Annotated in this window: 17 protein-coding genes; 1 reads left to right on the top strand and 16 read right to left on the bottom strand. The window is 39.1% G+C overall.

The annotated features are described in order from the left end of the window. Positions 1–25: 25 nt before the first annotated feature. From atpA to rpmH, 16 genes are all read right to left on the bottom strand, one after another. The gene (atpA, locus tag ACJJVZ_RS03725; protein WP_138584863.1) at positions 26–1,567 is read right to left on the bottom strand and encodes a F0F1 ATP synthase subunit alpha; all 1,542 of its coding nucleotides are present in this window, start codon (positions 1,565–1,567) and stop codon (positions 26–28) included. A gap of 14 nt (positions 1,568–1,581) precedes the next feature. Continuing rightward, the gene (atpH, locus tag ACJJVZ_RS03720) at positions 1,582–2,115 is read right to left on the bottom strand and encodes a F0F1 ATP synthase subunit delta (protein ID WP_077536547.1); all 534 of its coding nucleotides are present in this window, start codon (positions 2,113–2,115) and stop codon (positions 1,582–1,584) included. A 16-nt stretch (positions 2,116–2,131) separates the two neighbouring features. Beyond that, positions 2,132–2,602, bottom strand: coding sequence for a F0F1 ATP synthase subunit B (gene atpF, locus ACJJVZ_RS03715; protein WP_077536546.1), 471 nt, complete (start codon positions 2,600–2,602; stop codon positions 2,132–2,134). Between the two features lie 41 nt (positions 2,603–2,643). After that, positions 2,644–2,886 carry a F0F1 ATP synthase subunit C gene (gene atpE, locus ACJJVZ_RS03710; protein ID WP_008112128.1) on the bottom strand — a complete coding sequence of 81 codons (243 nt, stop codon included), beginning with the start codon at positions 2,884–2,886 and terminating at the stop codon, positions 2,644–2,646. A 61-nt stretch (positions 2,887–2,947) separates the two neighbouring features. After that, positions 2,948–3,805, bottom strand: a complete 858-nt coding sequence (gene atpB / locus ACJJVZ_RS03705; protein WP_077536545.1) for a F0F1 ATP synthase subunit A — start codon at positions 3,803–3,805, stop codon at positions 2,948–2,950. 15 nt (positions 3,806–3,820) lie between these two features. Beyond that, positions 3,821–4,201, bottom strand: a complete 381-nt coding sequence (locus tag ACJJVZ_RS03700) for an ATP synthase subunit I (RefSeq protein ID WP_182701909.1) — start codon at positions 4,199–4,201, stop codon at positions 3,821–3,823. 142 nt (positions 4,202–4,343) lie between these two features. Then, the gene (locus ACJJVZ_RS03695; protein WP_405598261.1) at positions 4,344–5,270 is read right to left on the bottom strand and encodes a ParB/RepB/Spo0J family partition protein; all 927 of its coding nucleotides are present in this window, start codon (positions 5,268–5,270) and stop codon (positions 4,344–4,346) included. Between the two features lie 19 nt (positions 5,271–5,289). Further along, positions 5,290–6,075, bottom strand: a complete 786-nt coding sequence (locus ACJJVZ_RS03690) for a ParA family protein (RefSeq protein ID WP_004335235.1) — start codon at positions 6,073–6,075, stop codon at positions 5,290–5,292. Positions 6,076–6,089: 14 nt separating this feature from the next. Then, entirely contained in the window at positions 6,090–6,710 is a 621-nt protein-coding gene (gene rsmG / locus ACJJVZ_RS03685; protein WP_077536541.1) for a 16S rRNA (guanine(527)-N(7))-methyltransferase RsmG, read from the bottom strand. A 15-nt stretch (positions 6,711–6,725) separates the two neighbouring features. Beyond that, a complete protein-coding gene (gene mnmG / locus ACJJVZ_RS03680; protein ID WP_077536540.1) occupies positions 6,726–8,615 on the bottom strand; it encodes a tRNA uridine-5-carboxymethylaminomethyl(34) synthesis enzyme MnmG in 1,890 nt (629 codons plus the stop codon). A 428-nt stretch (positions 8,616–9,043) separates the two neighbouring features. Next, the gene (mioC, locus tag ACJJVZ_RS03675) at positions 9,044–9,493 is read right to left on the bottom strand and encodes an FMN-binding protein MioC (protein ID WP_077536539.1); all 450 of its coding nucleotides are present in this window, start codon (positions 9,491–9,493) and stop codon (positions 9,044–9,046) included. Between the two features lie 1,103 nt (positions 9,494–10,596). Then, positions 10,597–11,961, bottom strand: coding sequence for a tRNA uridine-5-carboxymethylaminomethyl(34) synthesis GTPase MnmE (mnmE, locus tag ACJJVZ_RS03670; protein ID WP_077538909.1), 1,365 nt, complete (start codon positions 11,959–11,961; stop codon positions 10,597–10,599). 167 nt (positions 11,962–12,128) lie between these two features. Continuing rightward, positions 12,129–13,763: a membrane protein insertase YidC gene (gene yidC, locus ACJJVZ_RS03665; RefSeq protein ID WP_193154691.1), complete on the bottom strand. Its 1,635-nt coding sequence runs from the start codon at positions 13,761–13,763 to the stop codon at positions 12,129–12,131. An 8-nt stretch (positions 13,764–13,771) separates the two neighbouring features. Beyond that, entirely contained in the window at positions 13,772–14,041 is a 270-nt protein-coding gene (gene yidD / locus ACJJVZ_RS03660) for a membrane protein insertion efficiency factor YidD (protein WP_077536537.1), read from the bottom strand. Between the two features lie 129 nt (positions 14,042–14,170). Then, positions 14,171–14,593, bottom strand: a complete 423-nt coding sequence (gene rnpA / locus ACJJVZ_RS03655) for a ribonuclease P protein component (protein WP_405598253.1) — start codon at positions 14,591–14,593, stop codon at positions 14,171–14,173. A gap of 7 nt (positions 14,594–14,600) precedes the next feature. Further along, a complete protein-coding gene (gene rpmH, locus ACJJVZ_RS03650) occupies positions 14,601–14,735 on the bottom strand; it encodes a 50S ribosomal protein L34 (RefSeq protein WP_004335215.1) in 135 nt (44 codons plus the stop codon). Between the two features lie 517 nt (positions 14,736–15,252). On the opposite strand from rpmH, the gene dnaA reads away from it, so the two are divergent. Further along, entirely contained in the window at positions 15,253–16,641 is a 1,389-nt protein-coding gene (dnaA, locus tag ACJJVZ_RS03645; protein ID WP_077536535.1) for a chromosomal replication initiator protein DnaA, read from the top strand. Positions 16,642–16,644: the final 3 nt, after the last annotated feature.

Here is a 16,644-nt window from a genome sequence, read left to right as displayed (position 1 = left end):
CTAAAGCGCACCATTAATAACTAAATTACCAAGTTTGCGTAGACTTGAACTTCTCTAGAAGTTCTTTAAGCTGCGCTTCGATCTCGGCATTTAAGTTACCTGTTTCATTGATTTGAGCCACAAGCTCTGCGTATGTGCTAGTTGCATAAGAAAGTAAAGCCTCTTCAAAGTCACCGATTTTCGCGATTTCGATATCTTGAAGGAAGCCTTTTTCAGCAGCAAATAGCGACAAAGACATTTCAGCAACAGACATTGGCGCGTACTGCTTCTGCTTCATTAGCTCTGTTACACGCTCACCATGCTCAAGTTGAGCACGAGTTGCATCATCAAGGTCAGACGCGAACTGCGAGAACGCAGCTAATTCACGGTACTGAGCTAGGGCTAGACGAATACCGCCACCTAGTTTCTTAACGATTTTAGTTTGTGCAGCACCACCAACACGCGATACCGAGATACCAGCATTTACTGCCGGACGGATACCTGAGTTGAATAAGTCAGTTTCTAAGAAAATCTGACCATCGGTGATAGAGATAACGTTAGTCGGTACGAACGCAGAAACGTCGCCGCCTTGAGTTTCAATGATTGGCAATGCCGTCAATGAACCTGTTTTACCTTTCACTTCACCATTGGTGAACTTTTCAACGTACTCAGCGTTTACACGCGATGCACGCTCTAAAAGACGAGAGTGAAGGTAGAATACGTCACCTGGGTATGCTTCACGGCCTGGTGGACGCTTAAGTAGTAATGAAATTTGACGATAAGCAACTGCTTGCTTAGACAAATCATCATATACGATTAACGCGTTTTCACCACGGTCACGGAAGTATTCACCCATAGTACAGCCCGCGAACGGTGCTAAGTACTGAAGTGCCGCAGATTCAGAAGCAGATGCAACAACTACGATAGTATTTGCTAGTGCACCATGCTCTTCTAATTTACGTACTACGTTAGCAATAGTAGATGCTTTTTGACCAATCGCTACGTACACACACTTAACGCCTGTGTCTTTTTGATTGATGATTGCATCGATTGCTAGTGCAGTTTTACCTGTTTGGCGATCCCCAATGATAAGTTCACGTTGACCACGACCAACTGGAATCATCGCATCAATAGATTTATAACCAGTTTGAACTGGCTCATCTACAGATTTACGCTCGATTACACCTGGTGCAATTTTTTCTACAGGTTCAAACCCGTCGTTATCTAAAGCGCCTTTACCATCGATTGGTGCACCTAGTGTGTTTACAACACGACCAAGTAGACCAGGGCCAACAGGAACTTCTAAGATACGACCAGTTGTATATACTTTTACGCCTTCAGTAAGGTCAGCGTAAGGACCCATTACTACTGCACCAATTGAGTCGCGCTCAAGGTTTAGTGCGATAGCATAACGGCTGCCTGGAAGCTCAATCATTTCACCTTGCATACAGTCAGCTAGACCGTGGATGCGGATGATACCGTCAGTAACAGATACAATAGTACCTTCGTTACGAGCTTCACTTACAACTTCGAACTTCTCAATACGTTGTTTGATTAGTTCTGAAATTTCAGTGGAATTAAGTTGCATGCTCTTTTTCCCAATTACGATTGTAGTGTTGTGGCTAAGCGATTTAATTTACCGCGTAAAGAGCCGTCGATTACAGTGTCACCCGCCTTAATAATAAGGCCGCCAACAACTGTAGCGTCTTCACTACAATTCAGCTTAACTTTGCGTGCGAAACGTTTTTCAAGTGCCGCTACCAATGACTCCTGCTGCGTTGCAGCAAGAGGTGTTGCCGAAATCACGTCTACTTCGATTTCTTTGTCGTATTCTGCTTTAAATTCAGCAAATAACTGTGCAACTGCAGGTAGTGCTATCAAACGTCCATTTTCAGCCATCACCTTAACTAGGTTTTGACCTTGTTCGTTGAGCTGCTCTGCACAAATGCTGATAAATAATTCAGCTTGTGCATGAGCAGTAGGCAATCCAGATAGAATGGCTGATGCTTGTTCATCACCGGCAACGTGGCCAGCAAAGAACAACATGTCATTCCAACTTTCTATAGTGCCTTTTTCAACGGCAAGTTCAAAAGCCGCTTTAGCGTATGGGCGAGCGATAGTAGTCAATTCAGACATGCTCATACCCTCCTAATTACAGCTCAGCGACAAGTTTTTCAACGATGTCACTATGTGCGGCTTGATTAATTTCACGCTCTAAAATACGTTCTGCGCCAATCACTGCAAGAGTTGCTACTTGCTTACGTAGCTCTTCTGTTACACGATTACGCTCAGACTCAACTTCAGAGTGCCCTTGAGCAATGATATTTTCACGCTCTTGCTGTCCACGAACTGTTTCTTCGTCAACAATTAGCACTGCACGCTTTTTAGCTTGATCAATGATATCAGCCGCTTGAGCTTTTGCATCTTTAAGCTGTTCAGCAGCTTTCTTTTGCGCAAGTTCTAAGTCTTTTTCGGCTCTATCAGAGGCAGCTAAACCATCTTCGATTTTTTTCTGGCGAGCTTCAATTGCACCGTTTAGTGGTGGCCATACGTATTTCATACAAAATAATACGAACACCGTAAACGCAATCAATTCACCGATAAGAGTGGCGTTTAAATTCACAACCGCTCCTCCTTAAATAGTAAGCTGTTCAAAAAATAAAATTAAAGTACGAACAACAATACCATAGCGATACCAACACCAATCATTGCTACAGCATCGATTAGACCAGCAAGAATAAACATCTTAACTTGTAGCGAAGGTGCAAGCTCAGGTTGACGTGCACATGCTTCAAGGAATTTACCGCCCATGTTACCAAAACCGATTGCTGTGCCGATTGCACCAAAACCGATTAGTAAAGCTACTGCGATGTATTTTAAGCCGTTTAATAATTCTAAAGCTTCCATTTATTTCTCCAAAGTTTCAATTGTAAAGTTAAAAGTAAAAGTAAAATTGTAAATCTAGTAATTAGTGGTTATCTGAACTTGCCATGCTTAGGTATACGATTGTTAGCATCATAAATACGAATGCTTGCAATACAATAACTAAAATATGGAATACAGCCCAAACAAAATGCAATGGTAATTGCATAAATCCAATAGCGCCGATCAATATGAAAATCAATTCACCCGCATATAAGTTACCAAACAAACGTAGCGCTAATGAAAACGGTTTAGAAACCAGCGCAATCAGTTCAAGTAATAAGTTAAATGGGATTAAAAGGATTTGTAGTGCCATATTATTTGAGCTAAACGGGTGAAGCGTTAACTCTTTAATAAAACCGCCAATGCCTTTTATTTTAATAGAGTAACCAATCATTAAAATAAATACACCTAGCGCTAGCGCTGCAGTCAGATTGATATCTGTAGTAGGTACAACTTTCATGTACACGTCGTGTGAATCCATACCAAATGCAGTCTCACCAACAAAGCCAGCAAGTGCAGGTAAGAAATCAACTGGGATTAAATCCATCAAGTTCATTAAAAATATCCAAACGAATATCGTTAATGCCAATGGTGCAATAAGCTTGCTTTTACCATGGAAAGTATCGCGTACGTTGTCGCCAACAAACTCTACGACCATTTCAATAAAACATTGAAATTTTCCAGGTACACCTAGTGTTGATTTTTTAGCGGCACTACGGAAGATCCATAAAAATATAAGACCTAAACCGATTGACCACGCGAGGGTATCTATATGCCATGTCCAGAATCCACTGTCCGTACATGCTTTATTGAAGGCGAGACCTGTATCGGTCGAGCACATCTTAGCATTGGTCAAATGGTGCTGGATATGGCCAGATAGAGTAACTTCTTCTGCTGCCATGTTATATCCCAAAAGTTAATGTTTAAAAAAAACGGGTGCAAACAATCCAGTAAATAACGCCAGTACATAACTACTAAAAAAAGGTAATAAAATCACCGGAAAATGCTTTAGTACTAGCGCAAACAATACGATTGTTAGCATAAATTTTAATCCGTTGCCGCGTTTTAACGAAGCATACGCTTGATCTGCTCTACTTGCTCCCATATATCTGAATGCATAGAGCGCAAATACAAAATGTGGAAGTACTGCTACAGCGCCACCAGCGAGTGATGAAAGTGCGGCATTGACTCCCGAACTAAAAAAAATAATTACAGCAGCAATTAATGCTACAACCCCCTGAAGACAAATTAACTTTAATGCGGCAAGTCGATATGGACTTGCTAACTTATTAGTCACTGTTAGTTAACCTTTATGGCGTTCTAATTGTTAGGGTGTTAAAACTGGCGAAATTATACTTAATCCTGCCAGTTTTGCAACTTGAGTAGACGGTTTGTAACACAAAATAGCTACAAATGTCTCTTTTCAGACATGTAATAAATTAATGGTGGGTATTGTCGTGATTGATACGGTTTAAAATGCCGTCTAACTCATCTAAATTTGTATATGAAATAACCAGTTTACCTTTGCCTTTTTTGTTGTAGTTAATTTCTACTTTGGCACCAAGGTTTTCAGCGAGTTGTTGCTCTAACTGCTTAACATCTAGATCTTTTTCAATGACTTCTTTAGCTGGTATCGGCTCTAAAATTGAGCGTACTAGCTTTTCTGTTTCACGAACAGTGAGCGCTTTAGCTACGGCTAAACGAGCAGCATCCGATTGTGCTTCACCCTCAAGGGCTAATAAGCAACGCGCATGACCCATTTCAATATCACCATGCTCTAACAAAATTTTCACATCACCGTTTAAATTATTTAAGCGTAATAAATTAGTGACTGTGGTGCGTGATTTACCAACGGCATCAGCTACTTGCTGATGTGTTAATTCAAATTCATTAAGTAAGCGATTTAACGCAACGGCTTCCTCCATTGCATTTAGGTCTTCACGCTGAATATTTTCTATCAGTGCAATAGCAACGGCTGCTTCATCTGGTACATCTTTAATAATACAAGGTACCGTTTCAAGCTTTGCTATTTGCGCTGCGCGCCAACGACGCTCACCCGCTATGATTTCAAAACTATTGTGGGCAACAGGGCGTACAACTATTGGTTGAATTATCCCTTGTGAGCGAATAGAACTAGCAAGCTCTTCTAACGCTTCTTCAGACATGTCTTTACGAGGTTGATATTTACCTGAGTGTAAAAACTCAATAGGGAGTTTTTGTAATTCACTGTTATTAGGTCCAGCTGCATTTTGCACAGCTTCGGTCACATTTGATGTGTCTTGTTCCTTGCTTTCGATTGGTGCAGGCTTTGACGAACTTAAAAGTGCGTCGAGTCCTCGGCCTAAACCTCGTTTTTTAGCAGACATGTTATTTTTTACCTCAATGTTAGGCGACAACGGACGCTGTTTTTTCTTTTCTGCGCAGCATTTCACCAGCAAGTGCTAAATAGGCTTTAGCGCCACTTGATGCCCGGTCATAATACATAGCAGGAGTACCAAAACTTGGGGCTTCCGCTAAGCGAACATTACGTGGGATCACCGTGCGATATACTTTATCGCCAAAATGTTGTTTTAATTGTTCTGATACATCATTTGCTAAACGATTGCGTGGATCATACATAGTACGAAGTATGCCTTCAATTTGTAAGCTAGGATTCACTAACTTAGCAAGTTGCGTAATCGTATCCATTAATGCTGTTAGTCCTTCGAGCGCATAATACTCACACTGCATAGGTACTAAAATAGAATCGGCTGCTGCCATGGCGTTAACCGTTAGCATATTTAGAGAAGGGGGACAGTCGATAAAAATAAATTCGTACTGATCCTGAATTTTTTCAAGCGCGTTACGCAAACGCACTTCACGAGCAAATAATTCCATAAGCTTAACTTCTGCAGCGGTTACGTCACCATTTGCAGCAATCATATGATATTCGCCCGACGTTTCTTTGATGATTACGTCTTCTATAGGTTTATCTTCAATTAGCAAATCGTAAATAGTTGGCACATCGCCATACTTATCCACGCCACTACCCATAGTCGCATTACCTTGCGGATCGAGATCAATTAACAGCACTTTACGTTTCGTTGCAGCCATAGACGCAGCGAGATTAACAGCGGTTGTAGTTTTACCCACTCCACCTTTTTGATTTGCTAATGCGATGACTTTTGCCACGGTGTCTCTGATCCCTAGTCTTTAGAAAGAATAATTAAATGTCGTTGTGCATCTAACTTAGGTACTTCTAATGCAATTTTTTGCTCAAACTTAACGCCAGCGGGTAATGACTCTAGCTCTTCGCTAGGGAATACACCCTTAAGGGCTATAAATTTACCCGAATGATCAATTAAGTGCGAACACCAGTCAACCATATCTTGTAATGAAGCAAATGCACGACTGAGTACGCCATCTAATTTAACACTTGGTTGATATTCTTCAACTCTTGACTGCACAGGGGTGACGTTATCGAGTCCAAGTTCATGTTTAACATGCATTAAAAATCGTACACGTTTGCCCAAGCTATCTAATAACACAAAATGTGTATCCGGTAATGCAATCGCTAATACGATACCCGGTAAACCAGGTCCTGTTCCAACATCAATATAATGATGACCGGGTAAATGAGGCGCAACAACTAAGCTATCCATAATATGCTTAATCATCATTTCTTCTGGTAAGCGTACTGAGGTTAAATTATAAGCTTTGTTCCACTTATTCAGTAACTCGACGTAACGAACTAGCTGTTGCTGTTGTTTTTCTGTTAGCGCAATATCAGTTTGCGCTAACAATGTAGTTAATTGTTGCTGTAACACTATGTACCCTTACTGTTACGCAGATTTGCGTAATAAGCCTTGCTTCTTCAGATACACTAATAATAGCGAAATCGCCGCTGGGGTGATACCAGAAATACGCGATGCTTGACCAATAGTGTCAGGACGCGACTCAACAAGCTTTGCAACTACCTCATTTGATAAACCAGATACGGTTTTATAATCAAACTCTTTTGGTAAAATTGTTTGCTCATGACGAAGTTGTTTATTGATCTCATCTTGTTGACGCGCAATGTAACCGGCGTACTTAGTGTGGATCTCAACTTGTTCAAGTGCGGCTTTGTTTGTAAATTCAGATCCTAATCCATCAATAGCCATAAGATCGTTATAGCGGATCTCAGGACGGCGAAGTAATTCTTCTAAACTAGCTTCACGAGTAAGCGGTGTTTTTAGTAATGCATTAACTTGATCAATAACATTATGATCTTTGTGGATCCATGTATCTTTAATACGCTGTTTCTCTTTTTCGATCACTTCTATTTTTTCGTTAAATGCTTGCCAGCGTTCATCATTAACCAAGCCTAGCTCACGGCCTTTTTCAGTTAAACGAATATCAGCATTATCTTCACGAAGTAATAAACGATATTCGGCACGGCTTGTAAACATACGGTACGGTTCTTTCGTACCCAGCGTTGCCAAATCATCGATTAAAACACCTACGTAAGCTTCATCACGGCGTGGAGTCCAAGAATCTTTACCTTGCACTTTTAGCGCCGCATTCATACCTGCAATTAAACCTTGTGCACCGGCTTCTTCATAACCGGTAGTACCGTTAATTTGACCCGCAAAAAATAAGCCTTCAATAAATTTAGTTTCTAAAGACTGTTTTAAATCGCGTGGATCAAAGTAATCGTATTCAATAGCGTAACCAGGACGACAAATATGTGCGTTTTCAAAACCTGTAATTGATTGCACTATTTCTAATTGCACGTCAAACGGTAAACTTGTTGAAATACCGTTAGGGTATAGCTCATAAGAGGTTAAGCCTTCTGGCTCAACAAAAATTTGATGTTTGTCTTTATCTGCAAAACGAACAATTTTATCTTCAATTGATGGGCAGTAGCGTGGGCCAATCCCTTCAATAACACCTGAGTACATTGGTGAACGATGTAAATTTTTACGAATTACATCATGTGTTTTTTCGTTTGTGTAAGTGATGTAACACGGTATTTGTTGTGGGTGATCTGATTGTTTACCCATAAATGAAAATACAGGTGTTGGTGTATCACCAGGCTGTGCTTCCATTTTTGTAAAATCAACAGTACGGGCATCAATACGCGGCGGCGTACCTGTTTTTAAACGATCCACTCTAAAAGGATGCTCGCGTAAACGTTCAGCCAATGCAATTGATGGAGGATCGCCAGCACGGCCACCTTTGTAATTTTCTAAACCTATGTGTATTTGGCCACCTAAAAAAGTACCTACGGTTAGCACCACACTCGGTGCACTAAAACGTAAACCCATTTGAGTTACTACGCCAGTGACACGATCGTTTTCAACAATAAGATCATCACATGATTGTTGAAAAATTTTAAGGTTATCTTGGTTTTGTAATGTTGTTTGAATTGCCGCTTTGTACAAAGCGCGATCTGCTTGTGCTCGAGTTGCACGAACAGCAGGTCCTTTTGAAGAATTCAGTGTACGAAATTGGATCCCGCCTTTGTCAATAGCTTGTGCCATTGCACCACCAAGCGCGTCAATTTCTTTTACCAAATGACCTTTGCCTATCCCACCAATTGCTGGATTACAAGACATTTGACCAAGGGTATCCATATTGTGAGTCAGTAGCAGGGTATTCATCCCCATTCGGGCAGCTGCTAATGCGGCTTCAGTGCCAGCATGTCCACCACCTACTACGATAACGTCAAAATTTTCGTGAAAAATCATTAATGGGATCCTACTTAAATCAAACCGGTAAACTTCAAAAGGGAGCGTATTCTACCTAGAAATTAGCAGAAGATAAATGATTAAACAGTGGGCAAGATCTAAGTATGTGATCTCTAATAATATAAAGGATCTTTTAAAGAGATCTTTAATTACTATTACTACTACTGATCGGCTTTTCTGTTGATAAGGTTTAGATCTTCATTTAAAACATGAAATTAGATCGGATCTAAAGGTGTTAATATGATCGGATCATCCAGCAAATAAGCTCTGATCAAAAAGGCACTTTATGCACAGGGCTGAATCAGTTAGATCTTATCCAATGGATAAGCATGCTTTAAAAAGCAGTTTATTCAATCTTTATCCACAAAATCTATTAAATCATTAGTAAATTGTGGGTAACTTTATATATAACTTTTCACTTGATCTATCTATTTTAAGCCTGTTTGAGCTATCCAAGAGTCTATCCATGCTAATGCAGTATCTTCTGGTAGTGGTTCATCAAGAATATTAAGCTCTAAACGCTCTGCTACTTTCATAGCCCCTTTTTGAGTTAATAATGCATCTATATTACGTCCAGCAAGGTTATAAGTGTCATAACTGGTGTCGCCCAAAGCGATTACTGAATATTTTAAATGAGATAAATCATTTGCTTGTGTCAGATCTTCCACAAAACTAATAAGGTTTTCAGGGTAATCACCCGCACCATACGTTGATGTACAGATTAGCCAAATAGTATTTTGCTGATCAATATTATTAAACTCAGGTTGATCATGCAGTTGACTCGTAATACCTCGATTATTAAGTTCATCGTTTAATTGCTCTGCAACATACTCGGCTGATCCCATTTGGCTGCCAACAATAAGATTTACTGAACTCATGAATATTAGTGATCACATTAGTTTTAATTGTTGCCTATGATAACCGAGTGAGTATAACAGTAAAGTTAAGAGTGTTACTTTGTATAACTATTTTTGTAGTAATTTTACACTGCTTTTTTAGGGAGCCTTTAACTTATTGATAATTAATAGATTAACAAATTATCTTTAAATGTAATCTTCTTATCAAGTTGTTGATAAGGTTGGGGGAAGCTATGTTTAAAGTGATTTTTAGGTTGTTTTATATTCGCTAAGCTATTGATATTACTTATTAGTCAAAAACTGAATTGCAAATTTTTCGATCGAAAATACATGTTGATCATAATGTGGATATAAAGCCTGTTGATAACCTCAAATACAGATCAAAAATAATTTTAAAAAATGATCTAATAGAGCAGATCTAATGAAATTAATAAAAAATAAGCTTATAAACAGGAAAGTTTTAATTGATCGCGAGGTTTTTACGGCTGATTTACCTCGTTTTGGTATTTATTTGAGCAAAAAAGCTGGCTTTGTGGATAAGTGATCTGGATATTTTTAATTTAATGTAGGTTTAGAGCCGTTATTTTAAAATATTTAGTTGATGAATTAGTAGATCAAAGGTTTAGTGGACTTAACTGTTGAGTTGTTTTATTTAAATAATGATAGTGATCATCAAATTATATAGTTTAAAAAGTAAGCTTTTTACACTATTAACCTGTGTTTTTTAGCTTTTTAATTGAGTAAAAAACATCATTTTTATGTGTGTGAGGTATGTTACAGAGTGTTTTGGCTAACTAAAGTCAGTATAAAAAGGCAATTTATAACTATCTTTTGCATGAAGCATAACGCTTTTAAAGCGTGTTCTGATTTGAAAAGTGTATCAGTTATGTATTAATAATAGATGTAAGTTGCGCTAATAATGCCTCCAAAGTGTACTCCTTGTTGTTTAACCTACGTAATCTGACCTCTCTTAGCATGTAATAAAGGTGACTTTGAATATGATTTTATTGGCAGTAATTCTCAGTTATTAGACCTATAAATAGCATATTTTAGAGCAGTATTTTTTATATAAAAAAGAGCACCTGAGTGCTCTTTATAATAAGAATATGTTTGTAATAAGGTGTTTATTTACCAATACAAAACGAGCTAAATATTTTGCCAAGTAGGTCGTCTGAGGTAAATTCACCTGTAATTTCATTTAAATACTGCTGTGTTAAACGCAGTTCTTCAGCCAGTATTTCACCGGCAATGTGCATTTCTAATTGCGTTTTACCTGTATCTAAATGATACGCAGCACTTTCTAGTGCATCTAGATGACGGCGGCGCGCCATAAAGCCACCTTCAGTTGCGCCCTGAAAACCTATACAGGCCTTTAAATGCTCGCGAACGAGTTCAATACCGTCAGCATTTTTGGCACTTAAGCTGATGACTGGGTATTGCTGCTCTTGCTCCATACCGACTATGTCGCCCGACAAATCAGCTTTATTTCTGATGACCGTAACGCCCATACCTTCTGGTAATTTTGCCATAAATTCAGGCCAAATTTTGTGTGGGTCAGTATCTATCGTATCTGTGCCATCAAGCATAAATAAAACCCGATCGGCTTGGTTTATTTCATCCCAAGCACGTTCAATACCTATTTGCTCTACGCGATCGGGGCTTTCGCGTAGGCCTGCGGTATCTATAATATGCAGTGGCATACCATCTATATGTATATGCTCTCGTAGTACGTCGCGAGTGGTACCGGCTATTTCTGTTACGATTGCGGCTTCACGACCAGCTAGGGCATTGAGTAGGCTTGATTTACCCGCATTAGGGCGACCTGCAATTACAACACGCATACCTTCGCGCATGATGCTGCCTTGTTTAGCTTGATTGGTTACGGTATTGAGCTGATTTATAATGGCATCTAAATCACCAGATACTTTACCGTCAGATAAAAAATCAATTTCTTCATCAGGAAAATCAATTGCCGCTTCTACGTACATACGTAAGTGAATTACTTTTTCAACGAGTGTTTCTATATGCTTAGAAAATTCACCTTGCAGCGACTGTAGGGCGCTTTTAGCGGCTTGTTCGCTCGTGGCATTAATTAAGTCGGCGATGGCTTCTGCTTGTGTTAAATCAAGCTTGTCGTTCATAAATGCACGCTCAGAAAACTCACCTGGCTTTGCTAAACGAACGCCGTCTATTTTACTAATTTCTTTAAGTAACATATCCAGTACTACAGGACCGCCGTGGCCTTGTAATTCAAGTACGTCTTCGCCAGTAAATGAGTTAGGGCCTGCAAAGTAAATGGCAATACCTTGATCAAGCTGTTCGCCAGTAAGGCTTTTAAATGGCACATAATCGGCGTAGCGAACTTTAGGTATTTTACCTACCACTTTTTCGGCAACACTTTTAGCAAGGCTACCTGAAACGCGAATAATACCAACACCACCACGTCCGGGGGCAGTTGCTTGTGCTGCAATTGTATCTTGATTGATCATGCTATTAATTTGCCAACGATGAGTAATTTTATGACCGTATTGTAACCTATCGATTTATTTGTAGCGAATAGCAGCGCTGAAAAACAGGCAATAAAAAAGGCGACCGAAGTCGCCTTTATAATAAGTAATATACCCAAACCATCTTGATGTGGTTTGGGTATAGGCAATTAGCCTCTTACTTTAATTCCTTTCTTTTCCATGCCACGATAGATAATTAACATCTGGACGATAGAAATAAGGTTAGACACTAACCAGTAAAGAACCAAACCCGATGGGAACCATAAGAAAAATACAGAGAAGATAACCGGCATAAAGGTCATCATTTTTTGCTGCATTGGATCTGTCACCGTCATAGGTTGTAGTTTTTGCGTCACAAACATACTCAAACCAAATAAGATGGGTAGTACGTAGTATGGGTCTTTCGCAGAAAGATCTGTTAACCAAAAAATAAATTCAGCATGGCGAAGTTCAGTAGACTCTAAGAATACGTAGAACAAGGCTAAGAAAATTGGCATTTGTAGCAAAATAGGGAAACAGCCACCCATAGGGTTCACTTTTTCTTTTTTGTACATTTCCATAGTTGCTTGGCCGAACTTTTGACGGTCATCACCAAACTTTTCTTTAAGGGCTGCCATTTTAGGCTGTAGGGCACGCATTTTTGCCATCGAAGTATATTGCGCTTTGGTAAGTGGATACATTAACGATTTAACGATAATAGTGATGGCAATAATAGCTACACCCCAGTTACCCAAAATGCTGTGTAACCATTTTAGCAATACAAATAAAGGCTGCGAGATAAAAAATAACCAACCGTAATCTACAGTTAAATCTAGGTCTGGGTGAATCGCTTCAAGAATATCTGATTCTTTCGGACCCATATAATAAATAGCAGTTAGTGTTTGCTCACTACCTGCTTGAATATTAACAGCTTCATCTTTAGCACCAATAATAGCGGCATTACTTTTTGTAATTAAACTATAAAGTGTATTTGATTGATCCTGCATTGGCACCCAAGCACTTACAAAGTAATGCTGGATAAACGCAACATAACCACCTTGGGTGTTTTTGTTTAGGTTTTTATCAGCCATATCTGAAAAGCTATACTTTTCGTATTTTTCTTCATCAGTACCGTATGCAGCGCCTAAATAGTTTTGATCAACCATGCTGCCTTTTTCTTGTACTGTGCGCTTAATTTGAGTGTATAGCTGCACTTGAAGCGGTGCGCTGGTGGTGTTGTTAATTTTATATTCTAGACCAACATCGTATTGACCTTTTTTGAATACATAGGTTTTAGTAAAGTTAACACCATTACTATCAGTAAACTGAAGTGGAACACGGAGCTCATCACCTGTTAAGGTATATGATTTTTGTTCGGTACTGTAAGTAGGGCGACCATTCGCTGATGCGTCAGGGCCATTTAAGCCAATTAAGCCACTTTGTGAAAAGTATTGATTACCATCAAACTCACCAAGCAACATATAAGGCGTGTTACTTCCTTTGGTATCTTCGTATTGAAGAAGGTCTGTTTCAACAATGTCACCGCCTTTGGTGTCAATTTTAACTTTAAAAACGTCAGTTGTAATTTCAATAACTGAACGTTTAGCTAAAGTTGCTGAAGTAGGTAATTCTGAATCTGATGATGAAGGAATATAATCATCTGACTCTGGTGAATTTGCTTTTAGTGTTTGTGTTGTGGCACTTGGATCGACTTTAGGCTTGTTGTAATCATTGTCCCATTCTTGGAACAATAAAAACGACACTAGCATTAGGCCAATTAATAAAAACGTGCGTTGCGATTCCATAACAGCTCTTATTTCTCGTGTTGGTGGTTAATATATTTTTCAGGGACGGGGTCATCTCCGCCTGAATGTAAAGGATGGCATTTTAATATGCGCTTCAAAGCTAACCAACTCCCTTTTACCGATCCATGCAATTTAATTGCTTGAATAGCGTAACTAGAACAGGTTGGATTAAAACGACAATGCGGACCTAACAGCGGGCTAATCCACTTTTGATAACCGCGGATAAATAACACTAAACAAAAAGTTGGTAAAGCAACAAGTGGTTTAAGTAACCTCATGATGTTTATGCCCCTACTTAAGTTTAGTGAGATAGATATCATGTATTTAAAGACTCAATTAGAAATTTTAAATGCATGATTAAAAGGTGAGCTAAAGATACATTAATTAACCCTGCAATTCTATTGCAATTAGGCTTGTTTATTAGATTTAGCTGATTTGTTAGGGCGTTTCTTAAAAGGTGGCGGTTTAGGTGCACCTGGTTTACAGCGTTCGTTAATTTTTCGCCATAATTTAGTAAGTTGCTTGGTTAATTCTTCATTAGACTGATCGTCAATACCATTTTTGACCATAAGCACAATATCAATATTATCGATGCTGTGTTGATTTAAACGAAAACTTTCGCGAGCGAGACGTTTAATACGGTTTCGTTGGCATGCCTTTTTTACACGTTTTTTAGCAACAGTAAGACCTAACCTAGGTTTATCTTGGTCATTCGTTTTAGCTAATAGAGTAAAGAAAGGAGTTGCAGCCCGAGCGGGTTCATTAAATATGCGAGAGTAATGCGAGGGAGTTAACAGACGTAACTCCCTGCCAAAGCTAAAGTCTTCCACTTATAAATTAAGCAGAAAGAACTTTGCGGCCTTTAGCGCGGCGACGTGCTAATACTTTACGGCCATTTACAGTTGCCATGCGAGCACGGAAGCCGTGTGCACGTTTGCGTTTTAAAACGCTAGGTTGAAAAGTTCTTTTCATAACAATCTCATCCGATCGGTTAAAGTTAAAACATCCTATACAGGTCGCGATCCTGGCATAGGTGCCATTGCGAGCGCGAGATATTATAGATGAAGTGACTTAAAGTCAATCATAATTACACCCTACACTAAGTGTTAGTTACTCTATTAATGGTGATCGAAAATTATGATCAACTAGGATCATCATAAATAAGAAGTTTTCCACAGCCCCTGTATAGAAAGTGAATAAAAGCGGGGGAAAAGTAAAATGGATCGTAAAATTGGTTCGCGATCTTCGTGTTATTTTGTTATGATCTATCTTCAGGCTTTTAAATAAAAGCTCATTAAAATCAGTCTGTTAATGTTTTTATACAGCGATATCAACAATTTTATAAAAATCAATCTTTTACTTGTGGATAAAGTGCCTTCATAATACGCGGCCTTAGGCCACTTGTTTGGCTATTTTTACGCAATAAATGCATGATTTTTAATCATTAATGATGTGCGGGAATAAAAATTATATCTCTGGGAGTTTAACTGTGTATCTGTCGGTTTGGCAAAGTTGTTTATATGTATTGCAAGATGAATTGCCTTCGCAGCAGTTCAGTATGTGGGTAAGACCACTTCAAGCAGAAAGTACCGAAGATACCTTGACGATTTATGCACCTAATCGCTTTGTGCTTGATTGGGTGAGAGAAAAGTACCTAAATAGAATTAACGAATTATTGGTTGAGATCTGTGGCGTTGAAGCACCAGAGCTACGTTTTGATGTGGGAAGTAAACCTTTATTGAATGCACAGGCTGCACCTGTTGTAGAAACTCAACTAGCGCCAAGTGCGCAGGCTTCAACAAAGCAACAGCCTCGAGAGCAAAAGCCGGTGGTTGAGCCTGCACCTAAGTCAGGTTATAAATCGAATATTAAAGAAAACTACACATTTGATAGCTTTGTTGAAGGTAAATCAAACCAATTAGCAAAAGCTGCGGCCACACAAGTTGCAGATAATCCTGGTTCTGCTTTTAACCCTGTATTTATATACGGTGGTACTGGTTTAGGTAAAACTCACTTATTGCATGCTGTAGGTAATGGCATAATGGCTAATAAGCCGGATGCTAAAATTGTTTATATGCATTCAGAGCGCTTTGTTCAAGACATGGTAAAAGCGCTACAAAATAATGCGATTGAAGAGTTTAAGCGCTATTACCGAAGTGTTGATGCATTAATGATTGACGATATTCAATTTTTTGCTAACAAAGAACGCTCTCAAGAAGAGTTCTTTCATACCTTTAATGCCTTACTTGAAGGCAACCAGCAAATTATCTTGACCTCTGACCGTTATCCTAAAGAGATTGAAGGCGTTGAAGATCGTCTTAAATCACGTTTTGGTTGGGGGTTAACTATCGCGATTGAGCCACCAGAGCTCGAAACGCGAGTTGCTATTTTGATGAAAAAAGCCCAGCAGAGTAAAATAAACTTACCTCACGAAGTTGCTTTTTTTATCGCTAAAAAATTACGTTCAAATGTACGCGAATTAGAAGGCGCGCTTAACCGTGTAATTGCTAACGCTAACTTTACAGGTCGTCCAATTTCTATCGATTTTGTAAAAGAAGCGCTGCGTGATTTGCTTGCCTTGCAAGATAAACTGGTTACCATAGATAACATTCAACGTACGGTTGCTGAATACTATCGAATTCGTATATCAGACCTGTTGTCTAAGCGTCGCAGTCGCTCTATAGCGAGACCGCGACAAGTTGCTATGGCACTGTCTAAAGAATTAACTAATCACAGTTTACCGGAGATTGGTGATGCATTTGGTGGACGCGATCATACGACCGTATTGCACGCTTGTCGTAAGATCAAATCGCTACGTGACGAAAGCCACGAAATTAAAGAAGATTACCAAAATTTAATAAGAACATTGTCATCTTAGGGC

It is taken from the genome of Pseudoalteromonas sp. Ld19 (genome assembly GCF_045064135.1).
Classification (GTDB): Bacteria; Pseudomonadota; Gammaproteobacteria; order Enterobacterales; family Alteromonadaceae; genus Pseudoalteromonas; species Pseudoalteromonas aliena.
This window is presented reverse-complemented; position numbering and strand designations above follow the sequence as displayed.

Coding starts and splice junctions, on each gene's coding strand:
- atpA (WP_138584863.1), bottom strand. CDS start 1,567: ATGCAACTTAATTCCACTGAAATTTCAGAACTAATCAAACAACGTATT.
- atpH (WP_077536547.1), bottom strand. CDS start 2,115: ATGTCTGAATTGACTACTATCGCTCGCCCATACGCTAAAGCGGCTTTT.
- atpE (WP_008112128.1), bottom strand. CDS start 2,886: ATGGAAGCTTTAGAATTATTAAACGGCTTAAAATACATCGCAGTAGCT.
- atpB (WP_077536545.1), bottom strand. CDS start 3,805: ATGGCAGCAGAAGAAGTTACTCTATCTGGCCATATCCAGCACCATTTG.
- ACJJVZ_RS03695 (WP_405598261.1), bottom strand. CDS start 5,270: ATGTCTGCTAAAAAACGAGGTTTAGGCCGAGGACTCGACGCACTTTTA.
- mnmG (WP_077536540.1), bottom strand. CDS start 8,615: ATGATTTTTCACGAAAATTTTGACGTTATCGTAGTAGGTGGTGGACAT.
- mioC (WP_077536539.1), bottom strand. CDS start 9,493: ATGAGTTCAGTAAATCTTATTGTTGGCAGCCAAATGGGATCAGCCGAG.
- mnmE (WP_077538909.1), bottom strand. CDS start 11,961: ATGATCAATCAAGATACAATTGCAGCACAAGCAACTGCCCCCGGACGT.
- yidC (WP_193154691.1), bottom strand. CDS start 13,763: ATGGAATCGCAACGCACGTTTTTATTAATTGGCCTAATGCTAGTGTCG.
- yidD (WP_077536537.1), bottom strand. CDS start 14,041: ATGAGGTTACTTAAACCACTTGTTGCTTTACCAACTTTTTGTTTAGTG.
- rpmH (WP_004335215.1), bottom strand. CDS start 14,735: ATGAAAAGAACTTTTCAACCTAGCGTTTTAAAACGCAAACGTGCACAC.